This is a genomic window from Priestia sp. FSL W8-0001 (assembly GCF_038050335.1).
Lineage (GTDB): Bacteria > Bacillota > Bacilli > Bacillales > Bacillaceae_H > Priestia > Priestia flexa.
In genome coordinates this window covers 2,381,812-2,401,530 of the sequence record NZ_JBBPAL010000001.1, presented here as the reverse complement: position 1 = coordinate 2,401,530, position 19,719 = coordinate 2,381,812, and the positions used below count along the sequence as shown (strand labels likewise).

Annotated in this window: 21 protein-coding genes, 2 pseudogenes and 1 other annotated feature; of the genes and pseudogenes, 12 read left to right on the top strand and 11 right to left on the bottom strand. The window is 36.7% G+C overall.

Going from position 1 to position 19,719, the window contains the following annotated elements; genetic code table 11:
- Positions 1 to 404: 404 nt before the first annotated feature.
- Positions 405 to 1,448: pseudogene (locus tag MKZ18_RS12745) on the bottom strand (alkene reductase); the annotation flags it as partial.
- A 156-nt stretch (positions 1,449 to 1,604) separates the two neighbouring features.
- The gene (locus MKZ18_RS12740) at positions 1,605 to 1,862 is read right to left on the bottom strand and encodes a GlsB/YeaQ/YmgE family stress response membrane protein (protein ID WP_061785287.1); all 258 of its coding nucleotides are present in this window, start codon (positions 1,860 to 1,862) and stop codon (positions 1,605 to 1,607) included.
- A 361-nt stretch (positions 1,863 to 2,223) separates the two neighbouring features.
- On the opposite strand from MKZ18_RS12740, the gene MKZ18_RS12735 reads away from it, so the two are divergent.
- The 4 genes from MKZ18_RS12735 to MKZ18_RS12720 all read left to right on the top strand — a co-directional run bounded on the left by MKZ18_RS12735 (position 2,224) and on the right by MKZ18_RS12720 (position 5,723).
- Positions 2,224 to 2,889: a cobalamin B12-binding domain-containing protein gene (locus MKZ18_RS12735; protein ID WP_076512432.1), complete on the top strand. Its 666-nt coding sequence runs from the start codon at positions 2,224 to 2,226 to the stop codon at positions 2,887 to 2,889.
- The gene (locus MKZ18_RS12730; RefSeq protein ID WP_144594105.1) at positions 2,876 to 3,700 is read left to right on the top strand and encodes a hypothetical protein; all 825 of its coding nucleotides are present in this window, start codon (positions 2,876 to 2,878) and stop codon (positions 3,698 to 3,700) included. The genes MKZ18_RS12735 and MKZ18_RS12730 overlap by 14 nt, the downstream gene beginning before the upstream one ends.
- A 114-nt stretch (positions 3,701 to 3,814) precedes the next feature.
- The gene (locus MKZ18_RS12725) at positions 3,815 to 5,173 is read left to right on the top strand and encodes an IS1182 family transposase (protein WP_144594447.1); all 1,359 of its coding nucleotides are present in this window, start codon (positions 3,815 to 3,817) and stop codon (positions 5,171 to 5,173) included.
- A 211-nt stretch (positions 5,174 to 5,384) separates the two neighbouring features.
- The gene (locus MKZ18_RS12720; protein WP_138116836.1) at positions 5,385 to 5,723 is read left to right on the top strand and encodes a hypothetical protein; all 339 of its coding nucleotides are present in this window, start codon (positions 5,385 to 5,387) and stop codon (positions 5,721 to 5,723) included.
- Positions 5,724 to 6,246: 523 nt separating this feature from the next.
- Here the strand turns inward: MKZ18_RS12720 and MKZ18_RS12715 are convergent.
- Positions 6,247 to 7,182: a LysR family transcriptional regulator gene (locus tag MKZ18_RS12715; RefSeq protein ID WP_062687217.1), complete on the bottom strand. Its 936-nt coding sequence runs from the start codon at positions 7,180 to 7,182 to the stop codon at positions 6,247 to 6,249.
- A 369-nt stretch (positions 7,183 to 7,551) separates the two neighbouring features.
- Here MKZ18_RS12715 and MKZ18_RS12710 point away from each other — a divergent pair, with 369 nt between their 5' ends.
- A complete protein-coding gene (locus MKZ18_RS12710) occupies positions 7,552 to 8,655 on the top strand; it encodes a citrate synthase/methylcitrate synthase (protein WP_025909974.1) in 1,104 nt (367 codons plus the stop codon).
- A 53-nt stretch (positions 8,656 to 8,708) separates the two neighbouring features.
- Here MKZ18_RS12710 and MKZ18_RS12705 read toward each other — a convergent pair.
- Both MKZ18_RS12705 and MKZ18_RS12700 read right to left on the bottom strand, forming a co-directional pair.
- Positions 8,709 to 9,209 (bottom strand): annotated as a pseudogene (locus tag MKZ18_RS12705) (YeiH family protein); the annotation flags it as partial.
- 193 nt (positions 9,210 to 9,402) lie between these two features.
- Entirely contained in the window at positions 9,403 to 9,891 is a 489-nt protein-coding gene (locus MKZ18_RS12700; protein WP_061785294.1) for a DUF4306 domain-containing protein, read from the bottom strand.
- Positions 9,892 to 10,080: 189 nt separating this feature from the next.
- Between MKZ18_RS12700 and MKZ18_RS12695 the strand changes: the two genes are divergently transcribed.
- Positions 10,081 to 10,425, top strand: a complete 345-nt coding sequence (locus tag MKZ18_RS12695) for an acylglycerol kinase family protein (protein WP_341344552.1) — start codon at positions 10,081 to 10,083, stop codon at positions 10,423 to 10,425.
- A 140-nt stretch (positions 10,426 to 10,565) separates the two neighbouring features.
- The gene (locus MKZ18_RS12690; protein ID WP_251385402.1) at positions 10,566 to 10,964 is read left to right on the top strand and encodes a diacylglycerol/lipid kinase family protein; all 399 of its coding nucleotides are present in this window, start codon (positions 10,566 to 10,568) and stop codon (positions 10,962 to 10,964) included.
- 26 nt (positions 10,965 to 10,990) lie between these two features.
- Here the strand turns inward: MKZ18_RS12690 and MKZ18_RS12685 are convergent, their stop codons facing one another.
- Positions 10,991 to 11,593 carry a YitT family protein gene (locus MKZ18_RS12685; RefSeq protein WP_061785296.1) on the bottom strand — a complete coding sequence of 201 codons (603 nt, stop codon included), beginning with the start codon at positions 11,591 to 11,593 and terminating at the stop codon, positions 10,991 to 10,993.
- Positions 11,594 to 11,756: 163 nt separating this feature from the next.
- Between MKZ18_RS12685 and MKZ18_RS12680 the strand changes: the two genes are divergently transcribed.
- Positions 11,757 to 12,200: a GNAT family N-acetyltransferase gene (locus MKZ18_RS12680; RefSeq protein WP_025909982.1), complete on the top strand. Its 444-nt coding sequence runs from the start codon at positions 11,757 to 11,759 to the stop codon at positions 12,198 to 12,200.
- Between the two features lie 223 nt (positions 12,201 to 12,423).
- On the opposite strand, the gene MKZ18_RS12675 is transcribed toward MKZ18_RS12680, so the two are convergent.
- Positions 12,424 to 12,795 (bottom strand): hypothetical protein, encoded by a 372-nt coding sequence (locus tag MKZ18_RS12675; RefSeq protein ID WP_061785297.1) that lies wholly within the window; start codon positions 12,793 to 12,795, stop codon positions 12,424 to 12,426.
- Positions 12,796 to 12,982: 187 nt separating this feature from the next.
- On the opposite strand from MKZ18_RS12675, the gene cobT reads away from it, so the two are divergent.
- Positions 12,983 to 14,020, top strand: a complete 1,038-nt coding sequence (gene cobT, locus MKZ18_RS12670) for a nicotinate-nucleotide--dimethylbenzimidazole phosphoribosyltransferase (protein ID WP_251385401.1) — start codon at positions 12,983 to 12,985, stop codon at positions 14,018 to 14,020.
- A 331-nt stretch (positions 14,021 to 14,351) separates the two neighbouring features.
- On the opposite strand, the gene MKZ18_RS12665 is transcribed toward cobT, so the two are convergent.
- Positions 14,352 to 14,492, bottom strand: a complete 141-nt coding sequence (locus MKZ18_RS12665; RefSeq protein ID WP_186317491.1) for a hypothetical protein — start codon at positions 14,490 to 14,492, stop codon at positions 14,352 to 14,354.
- Positions 14,493 to 14,785: 293 nt separating this feature from the next.
- Here MKZ18_RS12665 and MKZ18_RS12660 point away from each other — a divergent pair, with 293 nt between their 5' ends.
- Entirely contained in the window at positions 14,786 to 15,451 is a 666-nt protein-coding gene (locus MKZ18_RS12660; RefSeq protein WP_061786599.1) for an FHA domain-containing protein, read from the top strand.
- Between the two features lie 64 nt (positions 15,452 to 15,515).
- On the opposite strand, the gene MKZ18_RS12655 is transcribed toward MKZ18_RS12660, so the two are convergent.
- Together MKZ18_RS12655 and MKZ18_RS12650 are read right to left on the bottom strand one after the other, a co-directional pair.
- Positions 15,516 to 16,259 carry a class I SAM-dependent methyltransferase gene (locus tag MKZ18_RS12655; protein ID WP_025909986.1) on the bottom strand — a complete coding sequence of 248 codons (744 nt, stop codon included), beginning with the start codon at positions 16,257 to 16,259 and terminating at the stop codon, positions 15,516 to 15,518.
- Between the two features lie 202 nt (positions 16,260 to 16,461).
- On the bottom strand, positions 16,462 to 16,926 hold the full coding sequence (locus tag MKZ18_RS12650; RefSeq protein WP_340842510.1) for a DinB family protein: 465 nt from the start codon (positions 16,924 to 16,926) through the stop codon (positions 16,462 to 16,464).
- A 206-nt stretch (positions 16,927 to 17,132) separates the two neighbouring features.
- Positions 17,133 to 17,387, top strand: a binding site (T-box leader).
- 63 nt (positions 17,388 to 17,450) lie between these two features.
- Between MKZ18_RS12650 and MKZ18_RS12645 the strand changes: the two genes are divergently transcribed.
- Complete coding sequence (locus MKZ18_RS12645) at positions 17,451 to 18,791, top strand: sodium-dependent transporter (protein WP_078989571.1); 1,341 nt, start codon at positions 17,451 to 17,453, stop codon at positions 18,789 to 18,791.
- Positions 18,792 to 18,839: 48 nt separating this feature from the next.
- On the opposite strand, the gene MKZ18_RS12640 is transcribed toward MKZ18_RS12645, so the two are convergent.
- The gene (locus MKZ18_RS12640) at positions 18,840 to 19,115 is read right to left on the bottom strand and encodes an AbrB/MazE/SpoVT family DNA-binding domain-containing protein (RefSeq protein ID WP_025909989.1); all 276 of its coding nucleotides are present in this window, start codon (positions 19,113 to 19,115) and stop codon (positions 18,840 to 18,842) included.
- Between the two features lie 310 nt (positions 19,116 to 19,425).
- Here MKZ18_RS12640 and rpsN point away from each other — a divergent pair, with 310 nt between their 5' ends.
- On the top strand, positions 19,426 to 19,695 hold the full coding sequence (gene rpsN / locus MKZ18_RS12635) for a 30S ribosomal protein S14 (protein ID WP_025909990.1): 270 nt from the start codon (positions 19,426 to 19,428) through the stop codon (positions 19,693 to 19,695).
- Positions 19,696 to 19,719 lie beyond the last annotated feature (24 nt).

Here is a 19,719-nt window from a genome sequence, read left to right as displayed (position 1 = left end):
GGTGAAGGGGAATGGGCACTGATGACCCCAATTTGTACAGAGCTATAAATAGAGGCAACATAAGGTGTTCCATGTCTCTTTTCACACGTAACGAAAAGCTACTTTTGATGCCTCACTTTTAAAATGAGGTGAATGAATATGATTAAAACATATCTTTATTATTGAAGCTCACGCTTTGAATCTTGCTCTTTTTCAGCGCTGTTATTTTTTACTTCAAACTCTTTAGGAGAGCTAGTAAATAACCCTGTAAATAGCAAGATGGGAAATACTACTGCTAAAAAGGTGCTTATAGCTCTAAAATCTTATAGTAGAGTCATTCAATATGTTTTTCAACAACAAGAGAGAATAGAAAAGGGAGGAGTCTAACAAAAAAAGAGCGGCTATAGGCCGCTCTTTTACGATTATTAAATTAGTTTTGGTAAGTGTGTCGCAGCATCGTACTCTACAAGAGGCTCACCTTGTTGAATACGATGTAAATAGTCAGGGTTTGAAATAAGTGGGCGTCCAATAGCGGCTACGTCAATCCAGCCAGCTTCTAGAGCACGTTCTGCAGATTCTGGTGTTAAATCACCAACTCCGATAATAGGGCCGCTCCAGTAGTTTCGAACAATTTCATAAAGGTTCTTACCGTCTTTTACATCTTCGTAAAAGTTAAGCATTGAAGGGTGAATTATTTTCACGCCAACTTCTTTAAATGCTTCAACATAGGTTTGAATTGCTTTTTCAGCATCATCCCATCTGTATTCAGGCGCATCGACCTTATGCGGAGAAAAACGAATTATAACACGTTCTGCACCAATTGCATTAATCACGGCAGAAATGACTTCTTTCATGAATGTTAATCGTTGTTTTAAATCTCCACCGTATTCATCTGTGCGCTTGTTTGAAAACTCAGAGTTAAACTGATCAATTAAGTAGCCGTGTGCACCGTGAATTTCAACACCGTCAAATCCAGCTTCAAGGGCATTTTTAGCAGCTTGAGCATATTGAGCAACAACTTCTTTAATATCTGCTTTTGTCATTTCTTCTGGTATTTCATAAGGTTTACGGAAGCGAGGAACTTGACCAGCTGCAGCGATGGCAGAAGGAGCTTGAGGCTGTTGGCCTTTAATTAATTCATGGTGACTTAAACGCCCTACATGCCAAATTTGCGCAATAATTGTACCGCCTTCGTCGTGAACGGCATTGGTTACTTCTTTCCAAGCTTCAATTTGCTCTTGCGTATAGATTCCTGGAACACCTGGATTTCCTTTTGCGCGATCACTAATGACAACACCTTCTGAGATAATGAGGCCGATGCCGTCTTTAGCGCGACGACGATAGTACTCAGCAATTTCTGTATTTACAACACCTGTTTCATCATCTGCAAAGCAACGTGTCATTGGAGCCATTGCAGTTTTTGTTTTCAATTGTAGACCTTCTAATTGTGTTTGTTCAAATAGCTTAGAATAGCGAGTCATTATTCGTTCATCTCCTTCAAAACCAGTCTTTGTATGCAATCCTTTTAAGTAAGGATAGACTCAGTGTAACAAGAAGGGTATTTTTGATTCAAATATTTTGACTCACGAAAAAAACGCTGCTTTACAAAGCAGCGTTTTTCAATGTTAAGCGTGGTTTCTACGCATTTTTCTCATAACGAAACTTACGATTAATACTAAAATGATTGAACCAATAATGGCAGGTACAATGGCGAATCCGCCCATCTCAGGACCCCAGTTTCCAAAAATAAGTCCACCTAACCAAGCTCCGATAAAACCAGCGATAATGTTACCGATAATCCCTCCTGGGACACCTTTTCCAGTAATGATACCAGCTAACCAACCAATAAGTCCACCTACAATAAGCATCCAAATAAATGACATAATAACAACCTCCTGATAGTGTATTTGAATCTTATATCTTTTTGATACCCGCGAATGAACCAAGTTATGCATGTTTTGACCAAAAATAAAAGATAGTGTGAAATTAATCAAAATAAAGAGTAAATTGAAGGAAACAGGGAATATAGATAAGTTTAAGGTGAATAAATAGGGAGGTTTATACTATTTGTCCATAAATACACTAGTTTCAGTTGTTGGCCTTATATTTATATGATAAGGTTGAATAAAATTAAAACTTTTAAATAGAAAGATACAACCTTTAGCGAGAAAGTTCTTTAGGGCTTTCTCGCTTTCTTATTTTAATTGGTAAAAAGTGATAAATGATGGACTGAGGTGAGAAACATTGAAATCTCAAACCTTGAGGTTAGTTAATCAGTTACTTTCAGGAAATCAAGATAGTGCGTGGGATATAGTAGAAGAAGCTTTACAAAAAGGAGCAAGTAGCTTAGATATTTATGAAAGTCTTTTGACGCCTGCTATGTACTATATTGGCACGCTTTGGGAAAAGAATATCGTTACGGTTGCAGACGAGCATGTAGCGACTACAACCTGTGATTATGTATTAACACGCTATGGATTTTATAAAGAAATGACAAGTGAAAGCAAAAAAGAGTACGGAAAAGTGATGTTGTTTTGTTTAGAAGAAGAACAGCATTTTATTGGATTAAAGATGGTCTCGCTTCTATTTGAAGAACATGGATTCGATACGCGGTTTTTAGGAGCAGACTTGCCAAAGGAAGCAGCGGAGGTTATGGCAAAGGACTGGCAGCCTGATATCGTAGCATTATCCGCTAGCATTTCGTATCATTTAGATCAGCTTCCGCAATATGTAAATATGTTAGAAGATTTAAACCCAAAACCAATTACTTTAGTTGGTGGAAGACTCATTGCGACAAATCACGTTGCAAGTACTATACTTGAAAAAGCAAAACAAATGCCAAGTTTAAACGAACTAAATGAATGGTTATTACGTTATAAAAAAGGGGTGGACATACATGTCGATGCTTAAAAGTGCTCCTGTTCCATATTTTACTGTGGACCGAAATTTTAAAATTTTAAATCGTTCCAAGCTAGCGATGACCACTTTTGCGCCGGTCGATAACTTCTTAGATGTTGTTGATACGTTCAGCAAAGAAAAAGCCAAAAAATATTTAAGAACAGAGTATATCGTAAAAGACGACAAAGAAAAAAGTGAAAAACAGCTGCACACAACGCTTGTAGAAGAAAAAGACTACACCATGCAAAAGGTAGAGCTTGTGTTGCAAACTGAGCAATCACCATATGCTTTATTTGAATGTTTCATACAGTGGGATGAAGAAGTTGGGCATTTAGTTTGTATTTATCAAGATGAGCGTATTAAAGAGCTAACAAGGATGGTTCACGCTCACCAAAAGCGACTTGCACATACAGACTTTGAACTACTGCAGAAAAAAGAGAGCTTAGAAGCTTCACTAAAGCGGATTAAGCAACTATCAGCTTCTTTCATTAAGCTTTCTGAAAAGGTAGCTCTTATTCCACTGTTTGGCGATTTAGACGAGCAGCTCGTAGCAGAAAATTCCAAAGTGCTCCAAGATGCTACATATGATGGCCACTATTCCATTATGCTCTTTGACTTTTCAGGAATTGATGAACTGAAACCGGAAGGCATCCACGCCTTTTCATCCTTTATGCGTTCGTTTGATATTATGGGAGTTACCTGTTACATCATAGGCATGAAACCATCTCATACAGAAATGTTAAAGGGGAATTCATTTGGTAATCAGATTATCTATATGAATAATTTAAGTGATCTCGTAAACATTAAACATTCTGTTGGGTAAAAAAGCTGTGCGACTGCACAGCTTTCAGACTGTAGACAAACTGGAAGAAATCCAGTTTGCCTACAGTCTTTTTTATTTTACAATGGAAGTACTACATAACTTGAGGTGATTGACATGCTTTCGAAACATAATCCCATTCAACGAGATCAATTAGAAATGATTACGTTAAATCAATTGGTACCGGCCAGCCACTTGGTTCGTAAAATAGAGGCAGCACTTGATTTTTCGTTCATCTATGACTTGGTGAAGGACATGTATTCAGAAATCGGTCGTCCCAGTATTGATCCTGTCATCTTAATTAAATTGACCTTCCTTCAATACACGTTTGGAATCCGGTCCATGCGCCAAACGATTGAACAAGTGGAAACCAATATGGCCTATCGCTGGTTCCTTGGGTATGGTTTCCACGATAAAGTGCCTCATTTCTCTACGTTCGGAAAAAACTATGAACGCCGTTTTAAAGATACCGATCTGTTTGAACAGATTTTCTATCGCATCTTAAAGGAAGCTGCCGAGAAAAAGCTAATCAGTGCCGAGCACGTTTTCGTGGATTCGACCCATGTTAAAGCGAGTGCGAACAAACGCAAATTTGAAAAGAAAGTCGTTCGCAAAGAGACACGCGCGTATCAGGAACGCCTTCAAGAAGAGATTAACCAGGACCGGGAAGATCACGGAAAAAAACCATTTCCTCCGGACAAGTTTGAGAAGGAAGAGAAGAAAGAAATCAAAGAAAGCACCACCGATCCAGAGAGTGGTTACTATGTGAAGGATGAACGGACGAAGCAGTTCGCCTATTCTTTTCACGCAGCCGCGGATCGTAACGGTTTTGTGCTTGGCACCATGGTCACACCTGGCAACACACATGATAGTCAGATTTTAGAGCCATTGGTCGGAAAGGTCATCGAGAGAGTCGGAAAGCCTGAAGCGGTCGCCGCAGATGCCGCGTACAAAACTCCTGCGATTACCCGTTACTTATTGGAACAGGGGATGACCCCTGCCTTGCCATACACACGACCACGTACGAAAAAAGGTTTTTTCCGAAAACATGACTATGTGTATGACGAATACTTTGACTGTTATCTTTGCCCGGCAGGTGAGATCTTGGCCTACTCGACAACGAATAAAGAAGGATATCGGGAGTACAAATCGCCAAAACAGATTTGTGCGACATGCCCATTTTTAGCCAGATGTACGGAGAGTAAAGACCACCAGAAAGTGGTGACGCGTCATATTTGGCAGGAATACGTAGAAGAGGCAGACCATCTTCGCTATCACGCAGAGGTGAAAGAGATTTATGCCAAACGTAAAGAAACCATTGAGCGTGTATTCGCAGATGGAAAAGAAAAGCATGGCATGCGTTGGACAACGTTAAGGGGACTTAAAAAATTGTCGATGCAGGCGATGCTTACTTTCGCTGCCATGAACCTGAAGAAGATGGCCAACTGGACGTGGCAAGGTCCAAAAATGGCCTAAATGATGAACTCGAAGAGGTCTGTCTTTTTATTAAATAGCTTCAAATCCCATAAAAAGCTAAAAAGGGGTTCGGAATGAGACCATTCCGAATCCCTTTTGTCGACAAACTGAAAGCTGTGCGACTGCACAGCTTTTTTTGTTCTTTAAAATATTCCGCTGATTTTTAAATAGGGGAATGTGCATAATAAAGATAGAGTAGGAAGGTGGAAAAATGGAGCATAAAGAACATAGCGGTTTACATAAACATGAGCATAGCCTAGCATGTGGACATACGAAAATTATGCATGATGGTCATATTGATTATGTTCATAACGGTCACCTACACCATAAACATAATGACCATTGGGACGAGTGTGTAATTCCGGTAAATGAAACCAACCGTGATGCATGTCAGCTAATAGAGTGTGGATGTAATTATGAAGAGGATTATGGTCATGAGATGGTACCCCATGGAGATCATATGGACTATTTAGTAAATGGAAGGCTACATCATGTGCATGATGGTCACTGTGACGACCATGGACCAGTAGAAGTCATCACTAATCATTGAATAGACGGAAAATTTTAAAAATGTAAGCGTATACTATTTACAATTTAGGTATCAATTGCTATTATTGTCTTACAGGATACTTGTTCGAATTATCTTGTAAGACAATATACTAAGTCGATTTTCAAAGGAGGAAAAGTTATGATAATGGAAGAATGGTTCGCACTTTTCGCACTTGCAGGAGTATGCATGGTCCTTGTTAATCGCATGTTGCACAAAATTTATAAAGAAACAAGTACAGACGATTCCTAACATCTTCTCTTACGTTGAAGGTGTTTTTTTATGGTCTTATATAAGAATATGTTTATATAAAAGAAGCTGGAAAATAAGTATTTAAGTCAACAAGATATCCGAACCGTCGAAAGTTAACTTCTTTTGATAGTTCGGATATCTTTTGTTGGTTTCGAACTTATTCTTATAACTTAACTATTGTAGAAACGTGATGAATCATCTTTGAGAAGAAATCATGACGTTTTGTTCTATACCATTTTTTTATTTAACGTAAACCATTCTTATTTCTAATAAATTACGGAGTAGGTAAATTTTGAGCTTCTTCTTTTTTCATCATATGGGACGGTAGGATAATTTCTTCATCTACTAAGAAGCTAAGAAGCTCTCGCGTAGCAAATGACATATAGCGTTCTTTCTTTAAAATAATACCTAACTCCCACATCGGTGTTGGAGAAGAAATGGGAATGCTACGTATTAAAGGATTATTAATCTTCGGATAAACCGATTTTGGCAAAATAGCAATCCCGAGTTCAGAAGCTACGAGTTCAATGATAAGATCCCACTGTGAGCTTTCATAGGCAATTTTCGGCTGGAAGCCAGCTTCAATACATTCATGAATAATACGGTCGTGAAGCGAGAAATCTTTGCTAAATAAGATGAAAGGTTCTTCTTTTAATTCCGATAGAGATACGACCTGCTTTTGAGCAAGTGGATGTTTATGGTGAATATATAAGTTAAACTCTTCTTGTACAAATGGATAAATATGAAACATTGGGTTTTGGACTGGAAGTACAATAATCCCAAGGTCTACCTGTTCAGACTCAACAAGTTCAACAATACGCTTAGCGCCTAATTCCACGAGTTCTAGTGTTACTTGTGGATGCTTTTTAGTAAACTTTTTTGCAATCATTGGAAAAACAATGGTACCAATTAAAGGTGGTATGCCGATTTTAATTTCACCAGTTGGTAAGTGTCTAAGATCATCTAATAGAGCATGAAGCTCATGTAATGTTGAAACTAATTTTTGGCTTTGATTATATACAACTTGACCTGCATCTGTAAGAGTCAGTTTGCGAGTCGAGCGATCAAATAAATCGACGCCCAACTCTTCTTCAAGCTTTTTCACAATTTTACTCAAAGCAGGTTGAGATAAATGAATAGCAGATGCAGCCTTGGTAAAACTCTTTTGGTTCACAACTTCCATAAAGTGTTGCAGTTCACGAATGTCCATAAGCAAGCCCCTCACTAATATTCTTTGTTTTCATACTATTTATTCTATTTATCTATTTTACTTATGTTTCAATAAAATGTAAACTCTTACATAAGGAAACTGAATGATAATTCATCTTTTTTACAAGAATAAACCTTCTTATTTTGTATAAGAACACAATGTTGTAAGCGTTATCATTAATGGTTATACCCTCAGAAATACCGTTTTTAGAACCTTCAATTTACAGAAATAATAATAGTTGTTCCTCATACATCGCCATTGATTTGTTCTTACATATAAAGAAGAAGAATAAAATAGAAAGATGAAATTTATCAGACTACAAGAACACCTCATAAATAAAGAGAAAATAAAAAGGGGAGAGTGGTCATAATGACATATGTAAAAGGTTTAGAAGGAATTGTAGCGGCTGAAACAAAAGTTGGGCACGTTGATGGAGATAAAGGTCAGCTGATTTACCGTGGATACTGGGCGAAAGATTTAGCAATTAACTATACATTTGAAGAAGTAGCTTACTTGATTTGGAACGGACAGTTACCAAATCATGAACAGCTTAATGAATTTAAAGAAGAGATGAAAGCACATCGCGTATTACCAAAAAATATTGTAGCGCTAATGGATTGTTTACCGAGAGATACAGAAGTCATGAGTGCTCTTCGTACATGCATTTCAGCACTTGGCGATCCATCTTACAGTTGGCCGCCTACAAAAAATCAAGCGGTTGCATTAACGGCAATTGCGCCAACTATTATTGCTTATTGGTATCGTAAAATGAATGGTTTAGAAGTTGTTGAGCCGAATGAGAATCTAGATCACGTGGCTAACTATCTGTATATGATCACAGGAGAAGTACCGGATTCAAGCTTAGTTAAAGCATTGAGCGCATATTTTGTACTTACTATTGAGCATGGTATGAACGCATCAACGTTTTCTTCGCGCGTGGTAGCGTCAACTGAATCAGACATGGTCTCTGCGATTTGCGGAGCGATTGGTGCAATGAAAGGACCTTTACATGGAGGTGCTCCTTCTGGTGTTATTAGCATGTTCCAAGAAATTGGCTCTGCAGAAAACATTGAGCCTTGGGTGCGACAGAAGCTTGAGAACAAAGAGAAAATTATGGGATTTGGACATCGTGTGTACAGAACACATGATCCAAGAGCAGAAGCTTTAAAAGAGGTTTCAAAGCAAATATCAGATGATAACGAATGGTTTGATTTTATTGTAAAAATTGAAGATACAACCATTCGACTGTTAAATGAATATAAGCCAGGAAGAAAAATTTACACGAATGTAGAATATTTTGCTGCAGCTGTTATGAAAGCAGTGGAGCTTCCAGCAGATTTGTTCACACCCACTTTTACGGCAAGTCGACTGGTAGGATGGACTGCACACGTACTTGAGCAGTCAGAAGATAATCGTATTTATCGTCCGCAGTCATCTTATATCGGCTATACGCCAGTGGAACAAAAACAATAAACACTCGAATTAAAAAGAAGCGGATGTTGAAGGATTCGCTTCTTTTTTATGAATTAAATGATCACTAGGGTAATAGTTGATAGTAGCAACGAAGTAATGATAATTGCTAGTATTGGCCGAACGGATTTAGAGCATAGCGTTTTAATGTTAACGTTTAAACCTAAACCAACCATTGCCATTGTTAAAATGAACGTAGTTAAGACAGGGGTGCTACTCATTATTGTATTAGGAATGTGTATATATCTTCCCAAAATATAGCTGTTGAAAATGCTCATTAAAAGAAAACCCACTAAAAACCATGGGAATTTGATAGCTGTTGGTGTCCCTTGTTTTTCTTTCTTTTTCATAAGTAAAACAAACAAAAAGCTAATTGGAATTAACCATACGACTCTGCCCAGCTTGGCTATAATAGCAAGGGATAGAGATTCTTGGCCTGCAGGCATAGCAGCGAGGGTTACATGAGCAATTTCATGTAGACTCATGCCAGACCATATTCCGTAATCTTCAGAAGAAAGATGTAAAGCTGACTGAAGAAAAGGGTAGACAATGGAAAAAACACTTCCAAATCATCTAATACATTAAAAATTACAAAAGGATTAGAGAAAGTAGAAACACCTATTATATCGGATGATCAGTTTAGGAAAGAGCTAAAAAAATATTTTCAAATTGTACTATAAAAAAGCACAAGGGTCAGTTACATACAAGTAAACCCTTGTGCTTTTAATTTATTTAATAATAGATAAATAATTATGATGATAAGAATGGAATCTTATGGTTTCTGATAAATTTTAAACCATAATAAAAGCTAAAAATCAGCACGAAAGAACCGGTGGTTAAGCACGTTTTCATGAGAGCTAGCCCTCCAATAGACGGACTTGCCGATAGTTTATAACCTAGCAAAAAAAGCAGAGTTGCTAGCATAAATAAACAAAAACTCATATATGAATAACGATTCTTAAAAGCAGCAACGAGAAGGAGAATAAGTAAGTACAAGCCGCTTATAAGCATCATTATAGGGAAAAATGGATAAAGTTTAGCTGCATAGATAAAATAGTCCACCTGTGAAATATCGTATCCAGAGGTAATAGGAGTAGTAGCAATCGAGGTATATTTTGCTGAATCTGTCCATTCAAACGAATCATCAGTCAAATTGGATCCCTCATACCATGTTGCTGCCGTTGATAAAAGAAATATGAAACAAGCTGCAAATAGCTGAGTCATATATTTAATTGACATAACGTGCTTCATCTCCTTCAAATAATGCCATACTCTAGGAAGATATTATATCAGCTTTTAGAAGAAGAATATTTTATTTTACAGAGTGTCATAAAACGTTCAAAATTCACATCAGAAAAAGTTCATGTTTCAACTTAATAAAAATAGGGGAACATTGACAAATAAACGTAATGTATAGGAGAGACAAACATGAAAGTAGCTGTTATCTTAAACTCAAACGCAGGTAATAAAAAATTAATTGAGTCGATTGAACTTATTTGTGATAGATTGAAAACAGCCTTTTCAGAGGTGAAGTTATACGAAACCGAGGCTCCAGGTCATGGAAGTGAAATTGTAAAAGAAATCGCTTCTGATGTGGATGTCATTATTGGAGCTAGGGGAGACGGAACCATCTATGAGCTTGTGAATGCCATTGCACCGCTTGAACAATGCCCCGTTTTCGCAATTCTTCCAGGAGGAACATGTAATGATTTCTCTCGTGCAATTGGCATGAATCAAAATCCATTGAAAGCAGTAGAGCAAATTATTGCATAAAAGAAAATTGCAGTTGATGTTGGCAAGCATAATCAACAATACTTTTTAAACTTCTGGGAATCGGCCTTGTAGCAGACGTTTCTGAGAACATTTTAGAAGATGGGAAAGAAAAGTTTGGTAAGCTCTCATATTATATGAGTGTGGGGAGAACGATTAGCCAAGTAGAACCTTTTGAGGTAGAAGTTGATAGCGATGAAACGACTTATGAGGGTGAAGCAGTAATGGTTTTGATTGGCAACGGTCCTTTCCTTGGTGGAAACCGAGCTGTTTTAGGAAATTGTTCGTTTCAAGATGGGCTTTTAGATGTATATGTGGTCAAACAAATGGCTTTTGAGCCTCTCATCAAATGGCTTCAAACAGCGCCTGGAGAAGAGCAAATGGACCCAACAAGTCAGCTGTTACATTTTAAGACAAAACGAGTAACAATTGACGCTACTCCACAGAAGACTGTAGATTGTGATGGTGAAAAAGAAACAACTACGCCCGCAACAATTTCGGTTCTTCCCCATCATTTAGATATGTACGTTGGTAATATGTAAAGCGCCTGGATATGGCGCTTTTTTTATTATGGTATCCATTTCTTTGAAGTGAAAGTAATAATCATAAAGCTGCTCATCATGATGACAATCATTGAGTAGCAAAAAGCTGTAAAACCCACGATATGTAAGCCGATAAGCATAATTAAGCTGTCCAATAGAAAAATAACAAGACCAATATTAATCGGCCACTTTGCTGAAATAATTAAAGCGATAAGATCAAGACCATCTGAGCTAACTTCATATCGAAGCATTAAACCGATTCCCATACCAGTTAGCACGCCTCCAATTATGGAACTAAACAGTAAAGGTATTTCCATACTCCCACCAATAACGTTTAGCTTTTCTGTCATAAAAAAAGAAAAGAGTAACCCAATGCTGCCATAGAAAAAATGTTTGCGATGGTAAAAAAATGCGTAAATAAAAACAGGTATATTAACTAATAAAATGGATATGCCGATTGGCAAGCCAATCATGTAATAAATAACTAAGCCCAAGCCGATAAGTCCACCATCCAATAAATGATGGGGTGCAATAAACCCATTAAGTCCTAAGCCGATTAATAAACTACCACAAAAAATGACGATTGCTCGAGTAAAAATAGTCCTCACCCTATATAAAAAGTTATTCATTAATTGTCAAAAAGCTAGTACATTGATAATATATGGGAAGTTTGTCCAGCGTATGCCTTTCTTTCGAGAGATTATTAATCTAATAGGTTGTTCTGTGAAATATCCAATTTATGCTATAATAAATAGTTGAATTTTCATACAGTTTAACTAGAGGAGTGAGCATATGGTTGTTATTAGATGTGCAGTTGAAAAGGATGTTGAACGACTAGCAACACTGATGAAAGAATACATTGTTGATTTTTACCATCAGCCGGAACCGCCACGAAAAGAGATAGTTTCTCATCTTGAGTTATTATTAGCCGATTCATCAAAAGGAGTTCAATACGTAGCTGAAGAACAAAATCGCTTGCTTGGTTTTGCAACCATTTATGTAACCTTCAGTACATTAAAGCTAAAGAGAACAGCTATTTTAAACGATCTATACGTATTGCCAATGAATCGCGGAAATAAAGTAGGAGAAAAATTATTTCAAGCATGTGAAACATACGTAAAAGAAAATGATTTAGTGGGGTTATCCTGGGAAACAGCTGTTGATAATGAAGTTGCTCAGAATTTTTATGAGAAAATGGGCGGAGAAAAATCAAGATGGCTACACTATGAAAAGTAATCGTTTATTGCAATTTATAAACAAATTATGGTATAGTATGGAAATGCATAAAGTTGTACGTTAGTTGTTATGAAAGGAAAGGAGAAACTTACGAATTGAAGAGCAATCCAATTGTACATATGTGGAAACTGTTAACCGCGATTGGCGGGTTTCTCGTTGCTTTCTTTCTTTTTAAAGTTCGCAAAGGTAAATAACAGTTATGAGTGAAAAAGCACGATTTCGTTTAGGAAATCGTGCTTTTTTGATTTGAGGGAAACGGAATGCTAATTTTATCATGGATGGAATTCTTGTAAGAGTTGTAAGTAAAAGAATCTCCTGTGGATTGCTGTATCGACATGTACAGCAGATAGCTATCTTTTGTTTCCATATAATAACTGGCATCGTCCAGCTTAAGTGAATAAAAACAATAACTGAAGTTAAGCAGCGATTGTTTTTGAATACGGGTTTCAGAATGCTCTTTTACCCACTCATATAACTCAAAAACAGTGGCACAATCAGGGGATAACATAATCTTTGCTTTCTGTTGAATCTCATTAGCAGCGTTAGTAACTGAATCTTTAAGCTGTTTAACAAAAGAGGAGAGTTGTTCTTTCACATTTTTCTTCCTTTCACATTTAGCCTTTTCTATAAATTGTGTTGAAACAAGAGTTTATATACGTTAACTACTTATAAAAAGAGTGAAGTAGCCGCATTGTAACAAGTGGCATGTAAAAAATATAGCCAATCTAATTTAGTATTTGATAAAGTAAGGAATATAGAAAAAATAAGGAGTGTACAACAATTTGACAAGCATACAGATTCAACCTCTAGATGTTAAAGCTGCAGAAGCAGCAGCAAAGTATATAGACACGCTAACAAAGCCTCAAGGAAGTTTAGGAAGGTTAGAAGAGCTAGTAATTAATTTGGCTGGCATTACACAAGAGATTTTTCCAACCGTTACACCACCTGGAGTACTGGTATTTGCAGCAGATCATGGGGTTGTTGAAGAAGGGGTATCAGCTTTCCCAAAAAGCGTAACTGCTCAAATGGCGCTTAATTTCTTAGAAGGTGGCGCAGCTATTAACGTATTTAGTAAGCAAATTGGAGCTCAATTTCAACTTGTGGATATTGGAATTGCCACTACTGTTCAACACAGTAAACTTTCGTGCCGAAAAGTCAGAATGGGTACGCGCAATTTTTGCAATGAACATGCAATGACGAGAAATGAAGTTGAACAAGCGATTGAAATAGGTATAAATGAAGCAACAAGCCTAATTAACAAAGGAATAAAGTGCTTAATTGTTGGAGAAATGGGAATTGGCAATACTACTTCTAGCACAGCTCTACTAGCTGCTTTAACAAATCATAAAGTAGAAGAGCTAGTCGGCAGCGGTACAGGAATCACTTCTCAACAACTAAAGCATAAAATAGAAAGAATTGAGCAAGCATTAGCAGATAGACAATATGATGTAAAAGATCCGATTGACATTTTGTCAGCTTTTGGAGGACTTGAGATTGCAGGAATGGTTGGCGCAATGCTTGCAGCAGCTTCATACCGAATACCAATCATTGTGGACGGGTTTATTTGTACTACAGCGGCTGTGTTTGCTGTCCAAATGAATGAATTAGCTTCCGACTATATGTTTGCAAGCCATCAATCTGTTGAGCCAGGTCATCGATTCGCTCTGTCCATTTTAAAAAAAGAACCATTATTAAATTTACAGATGCGTCTTGGTGAAGGAAGTGGCGCAGCTATCGCGTTTCCACTTCTTCATTCAGCGTCTTTGATGATTAAAGAGATGGCTACATTTGCAGATGCAGGTGTTGCAAACAAAGAATAGTAAAAAGAGACTGAGACATAAGTAGTTCAGCCTCTACTATACCTGAACGATTGAGAGTTCATAACTTTTAATCGTTCAGGTTTTTTGTTGATTGTGAAAACAATGTTGGAAACAGGATGGAATGGAGCGTAGGACACTCGACTCCTGAGGGAAAGAGAGGGAAAACGGAGATCCCGCAGCGCAGCGAGGAAGCTCAGGTTCCTCCCCGCGGAAAGCGAGTGGCCGTAGCGCAATGGAACGAACGTGTTGAGACAAACCAAAGAGATGGGAACAGCTAGTGTTCGTCTTTTAGAAGCCATCATTTTGTTATGTCCCAAACTCTTTTACATCATCATATATGTAGGTTCAGCATCATAATAGAATAAATTCCATAGCTTATGCCGGTTAATAAGAACGATCCCATAATTAGTAGTACAACAGCAATACGTCTTTTAATCGCTTTAATTTCTTTTTCTTGTGCTACACGGTTCATTTTGTTTCCTCCAGTAACTTGCTTAGAGATAAGATTTGTGAAGGTAATCACATATGCATATGCCAAAATAACTAATTATTGTTTATCAAGAATAAACTGTAATTTAATTCATGAGTTTAATTATGACTATCCACTTAAACTTTGCTGAAATTATTTACTTGTACAAATTGAACATATATTATAAAAAGAGTGGATAAGTTGATAGTATCGAAAGTAACATACAATCGCAATAAATACGATAATCATAATTACATAATAAGATAAAGAAAATTCCGAAAAAAGAGGTAATGCAGATGAATGGTACACTCATTATTCAGCATGGTGCTCCGTTTGTAAATGGAACATCTGTCCCTCTTGAACAATCTACTGTTATAGTTGGACGAAAAGGAGATGGATGGTTGCCTGATTTAGCGTTTCAAAGCGCATACATCTCTCGTAAGCACTTTAAAATCACTACCAATGAAAACAACTATCAGCTTATTGATTTAAATAGCAAACATGGGACGCAAATAAATGGACAAAAGCTTATTCCCGCTCACTCATATACACTGCAGCATCAGGATCAAATATCAATTGCAAATGATACAGCTGTCTTAACATTTATTAGCCAAGACATGGACGCAACATTAGATTTAGGTCCACTATTAAATGAGATTCACACATCTAAGCAATATGAACTTGATCCCGTACTTCAAAAGATTAGAGTAAAAGATGAAGTATATGTATTATCAGAGAAGGAATATGCGTGTTTATCGTATTTACTTCAACAGCACGATACCTTCGTTTCAAAAGAAATGCTCAAAAAACAAGTTTGGCCAGAACGAGTGATGGAAAAAAATGATGTATTTGTTAATCCGGAAGAGCTTAATTCTTTAATGTACCGAGTTCGCAAAAAAATAGGACAAACGCTTGATATTCAGGTAGTGCGAGGTAAAGGGTATATGCTTCATTTTAAATAATGTCTTTGTCGTTCTAAAAGCCATGTGGTGAAGTACCGCATGGCTTTTTTGCTAATTTGTAATGTTAGATTGTTTTTACAGCCTGTACGCGAATATAAGCTGCTGGCAAGCACCATTCGTCTTGTTTGAAAAATGTTTTTTGTAACTTGTCTTCAACTCTATTAAAGATAATTTGTTTTGTTTCAGGCGTTATATTATTGAAAAGAGATGATGCATGTGTATCAAGCCAGTTACGAAGGCCATCTTCGTGCTGTAAAACGAGAGGCTGTATGAAATGAATAGCACTTTGAACATCGAATCCATGCTGCTCAAGCAAGGAAGTGTATTCTCCAATACTCGGAAAATAAAAAGGGAGAGAAAAATTAGATGAAATAATATTGAAAACGACAAGCTGGCGCAGCACCTCGTTAAAAACAGGATAAAGGTGGTTTTGGCCATTGAACTCTGTCACAAAGCGTCCTTGTAGTCTGAGCGCACGATAAATATTTTTAATAACAACAGTAGGAGGGTGAATAAGGTGAAGCGTGTTTTGGGAAAATACTGCATCAAACTGATCTTCATAGTCTAAATCCAGTGCATTGACGCGCATAAAGTGGACGTGAGGGTAATGATGCTGTGACTGTTCAATCATATTTTCCGACGAATCAATACCTGTTATGTTCACACCTAGAGAGCTAAGCTGATTTGCCATGTATCCGTTACCTGAGCCAATTTCTAAGATGTTTTCACCAACTTGAGGAGAGAGCATGTTCATTACATTTCCACCAAAAGACGAAATAAACGAAGAGTGTGAGAGTGTGCGGTTCATATTGATACTGCCTCCTTATTAAAGGTAGTTCGAGAACATGTCGTTCAATCAATACAGCTTAAGGAGAAAAATACGTAAGAGACAATCGATTGAATAGTAAAATTATATCACAATTCTGACAAAATAGAACGACCCTTCTATCTTTATTTACAAGCTTCTTAAAAAACAGCTTAATTGACTGCTAGTCAATTAAGCTGCTGAATTATCCCCACTTTACAAATAGAGGTAGGTCTGTATGACCCATTTCTCGAACATATACAAATAAGTTACCTTTATGATGAATTTCATGATCGATTGCCATTGACACTAATTGGCTTGCGGGCATCTTTTGACCAAATACCGCAGAGGTATCGATAACGCAGTTTAACTGGTTGTCTGTTAAAGAAGCTAGGATGTCTTTTGTTTTTTCAGTATAATGAGAGGCTAATTCCGATAAGTTTTTCTGCTCAATATCATGCTTTTCTTCCAATGGAGCAAGGTTGCCCTCTTGTGCTACTTTCGCAAATGTGTAAAAAGAAGTAAGCATGTGTGTAGTGAGTTTATATGCTGACATAGATGTTGGTGTTGGTTGATAATCATAATGATTTTCTTCAATCTTATCAATTAACATATTTGTTACATTACGATGAGCTGAAAAATGATGTAAAAGACGCTGAGATGAGGACATTAATTACCACTCCTAATATGTAAATTTTTACTTCATAGTCAGTATACCATGGTGCCTATGTAAGTTAAAAATATATGCATAAAATGACGAATTTTGTAGAAAAATAGAGAAAAAAATAAGAAAAAGTGGTTGACACTATAGAGAAAAAGACTTATGATACGTATATTATAAATTTTCGAAATAAATTGACTAAATTCTTCAATATACATTTTGCGTTGATTGGGAGTAGTAGAGGATCTAATTATAACAGAGAGCTGTTGGTTGGTGTGAAACAGTATAAGATGACCTTGAACTCGCCCAGGAGCTCTTAAGATGGAACGGAATTCACTTCTTATTATATCTTAACGCATAACCTCCGTTAGAAGGTTTGTACGTGATGTACAAGTAAAGTGGATTTTAATCGATGAATTAAAATCAAAAAGAGTGGTACCGCGGAGGTCAGCTGGCCTAACGTCTCTTGTTGTAAAGAGACGTTAGGCCAGCTTTTTTTTGTTGAAGAAATTTAGATGGAAAGGAACATCAAGATGAATCAAACAAATCAATGGACATCAAAGTTAGGTTTTATCATGGCAGCAGCAGGTTCAGCAGTTGGAATCGGCGCAATTTGGAAATTCCCATATGTTGCGGGAACTAGTGGGGGAGGCGCGTTTTTATTAATTTTCTTACTCTTTACGTTATTAATCGGCTTGCCTTTACTATTAGCTGAATTTGTTATTGGGCGTAGCACACAAAAAGACGCTATTTCTGCATATGAAAAAATTGCTCCAGGAACGGCATGGGTATGGATAGGACGTCTAGGAGTTATTACGAGTTTTGTCATCTTATCATTTTATAGCGTTGTTGGTGGTTGGATTATATTATATCTATACAGAAGCGTTACAAATCAATTGGTAGGTTCAACAGATGATTACGCAGCTTTATTTAATGATACAATTTCAAGCTCTTTTTCACCGGTTATAGGACAATTACTCTTTATGATTATTACGATTGTTGTCGTTGCTAAAGGTGTTCAAAATGGAATTGAAAAAGCAAATAAATACATGTTTCCAGCACTATTTATTTTATTTATTGCATTAATTATTCGTTCATTAACATTAGATGGTGCGATGGAAGGAGTAGCATTTTTCTTAAATCCTGATTTTACAAAGCTAACATCTGAAAGTATTTTATATGCCATGGGTCAATCGTTCTTTGCAATTAGTATTGGGATTTCAATCATGGTCACATACAGCTCTTACTTAAATAAAGAGGAAAGTCTGCAGCGTTCAGGTGGAATGATTGTAGGACTAAACATTTTGGTTTCAATTTTTGCTGGGCTAGCGATTTTTCCAGCTGTGTTTTCAATTGGCTTAGAGCCAACAGCAGGGCCAGGATTACTATTTAACGTACTACCAGCTGTGTTTGAACAAATTCCGTTTGGCGGCTTGTTTTTAACAATTTTCCTAGCGTTATTCTTGTTTGCTACATTAACATCTGCATTTTCTTTACTTGAAACAATCGTAGCAGCAGTAACAAAAGGGAACAGTGATAAGAGAACGAAAGCATCTTGGACTATGGGGATTTTAATCTTCATTGTTGGAGTTCCTTCAGCTCTATCTTTTGGTGTTTTATCAGATATGACGTTTGGTGGGAAAATTTTATTCGATGCGCTTGATTATTTAACACTTAATATTTTAATGCCATTTGGTGCTCTGTTAATTTCCTTTTTTGTTTCATATCGCATGGATAAAAAAGCTGTATATGAAGAATTCATATCAGGCTCCAGAACAGCGAAATATTTGTTTAAAGCATGGATGATCTTACTTCGTTACATCATTCCAATTGTTATTGTCATCGTGTACTTGCATACGTTTGGCGTACTATAAAAACAGTAAAAAAGGGAATCGCTATTCAGCGGTTCCCTTTTAAGTTCATTAAATATTATGTTGTTTTAATTCTTCAAGCAAACGCTCCATGCCTTCACGACTTAATGTTAGCTTTCCATCAGCAAGTGTTACGTTGTCAGATGATACTTCTCCTGTAACTGCACAAGCTCCGTTAGGCTCATACTTCTTTAAAATAATGCGATCAGTTTCTACAAAGATTTCTACAGGATCTTTTACATCTATTTCAAGTACACGGCGTAGTTCTTTAGGAATTACAATACGACCTAAATCGTCAACTTTTCTTACAATACCAGTTGATTTCATTTTTTAATCACCTTTACTTTAGAAATATTATTTTTGGAATTTCTACAACTGATTATATACTACAATTCGACAAATAAAAGCGAAGTTATCGAGATGTAAATGAACTGTAATATTATTGAAATATTTTCTTTATCTATAAACAATGCCTAAAAAATGGAATAAATTTCAAATGTTATTTTAATAAAATAATGAAACGTTATGCTTGCATTAAGCTTCTACCTATGTTTTAATGTAGAAATTGCTCGTAAAGTATAAGTTTTAAATCGGAATGATTACTATCAAAAAAGAGCATTGAAAGGATGAGAATTCATTGGCTAAAAAATCAAAGGTTGTAAAAGAACGTAAACGTCAACAATTGGTAGAAAAGTATGCACTTCTTCGACAGGAACTAAAAGAAAAAGGGGACTATGAAGCGTTACAAAAACTGCCGCGTGACTCCTCACCAACTCGTTTAAAGAATCGGTGCCGTGTAACAGGAAGACCGAGGGGCTATTTACGTCAATTTCAAATGTCCCGAATTGCATTTCGAGAACTAGCTTATAAAGGGCAAGTTCCTGGTGTGAAAAAAGCTAGTTGGTAAAAAAAACTCTCCATAAAAGGAGAG

Excerpts from the sequence above, each read along its gene's own strand:
- MKZ18_RS12740 (WP_061785287.1), bottom strand. The coding sequence starts at position 1,862 with ATGTCATTTATTTGGATGCTTATTGTAGGTGGACTTATTGGTTGGTTA.
- MKZ18_RS12730 (WP_144594105.1), top strand. The coding sequence starts at position 2,876 with ATGTCGATGCTTAAAAGTGCTCCTGTTCCATATTTTACTGTGGACCGA.
- MKZ18_RS12725 (WP_144594447.1), top strand. The coding sequence starts at position 3,815 with ATGCTTTCGAAACATAATCCCATTCAACGAGATCAATTAGAAATGATT.
- MKZ18_RS12720 (WP_138116836.1), top strand. The coding sequence starts at position 5,385 with ATGGAGCATAAAGAACATAGCGGTTTACATAAACATGAGCATAGCCTA.
- MKZ18_RS12715 (WP_062687217.1), bottom strand. The coding sequence starts at position 7,182 with ATGGACATTCGTGAACTGCAACACTTTATGGAAGTTGTGAACCAAAAG.
- MKZ18_RS12710 (WP_025909974.1), top strand. The coding sequence starts at position 7,552 with ATGACATATGTAAAAGGTTTAGAAGGAATTGTAGCGGCTGAAACAAAA.
- MKZ18_RS12700 (WP_061785294.1), bottom strand. The coding sequence starts at position 9,891 with ATGTCAATTAAATATATGACTCAGCTATTTGCAGCTTGTTTCATATTT.
- MKZ18_RS12695 (WP_341344552.1), top strand. The coding sequence starts at position 10,081 with ATGAAAGTAGCTGTTATCTTAAACTCAAACGCAGGTAATAAAAAATTA.
- MKZ18_RS12685 (WP_061785296.1), bottom strand. The coding sequence starts at position 11,593 with ATGAATAACTTTTTATATAGGGTGAGGACTATTTTTACTCGAGCAATC.
- MKZ18_RS12680 (WP_025909982.1), top strand. The coding sequence starts at position 11,757 with ATGGTTGTTATTAGATGTGCAGTTGAAAAGGATGTTGAACGACTAGCA.
- MKZ18_RS12665 (WP_186317491.1), bottom strand. The coding sequence starts at position 14,492 with ATGAACCGTGTAGCACAAGAAAAAGAAATTAAAGCGATTAAAAGACGT.
- MKZ18_RS12660 (WP_061786599.1), top strand. The coding sequence starts at position 14,786 with ATGAATGGTACACTCATTATTCAGCATGGTGCTCCGTTTGTAAATGGA.
- MKZ18_RS12655 (WP_025909986.1), bottom strand. The coding sequence starts at position 16,259 with ATGAACCGCACACTCTCACACTCTTCGTTTATTTCGTCTTTTGGTGGA.
- MKZ18_RS12650 (WP_340842510.1), bottom strand. The coding sequence starts at position 16,926 with ATGTCCTCATCTCAGCGTCTTTTACATCATTTTTCAGCTCATCGTAAT.
- MKZ18_RS12645 (WP_078989571.1), top strand. The coding sequence starts at position 17,451 with ATGAATCAAACAAATCAATGGACATCAAAGTTAGGTTTTATCATGGCA.
- MKZ18_RS12640 (WP_025909989.1), bottom strand. The coding sequence starts at position 19,115 with ATGAAATCAACTGGTATTGTAAGAAAAGTTGACGATTTAGGTCGTATT.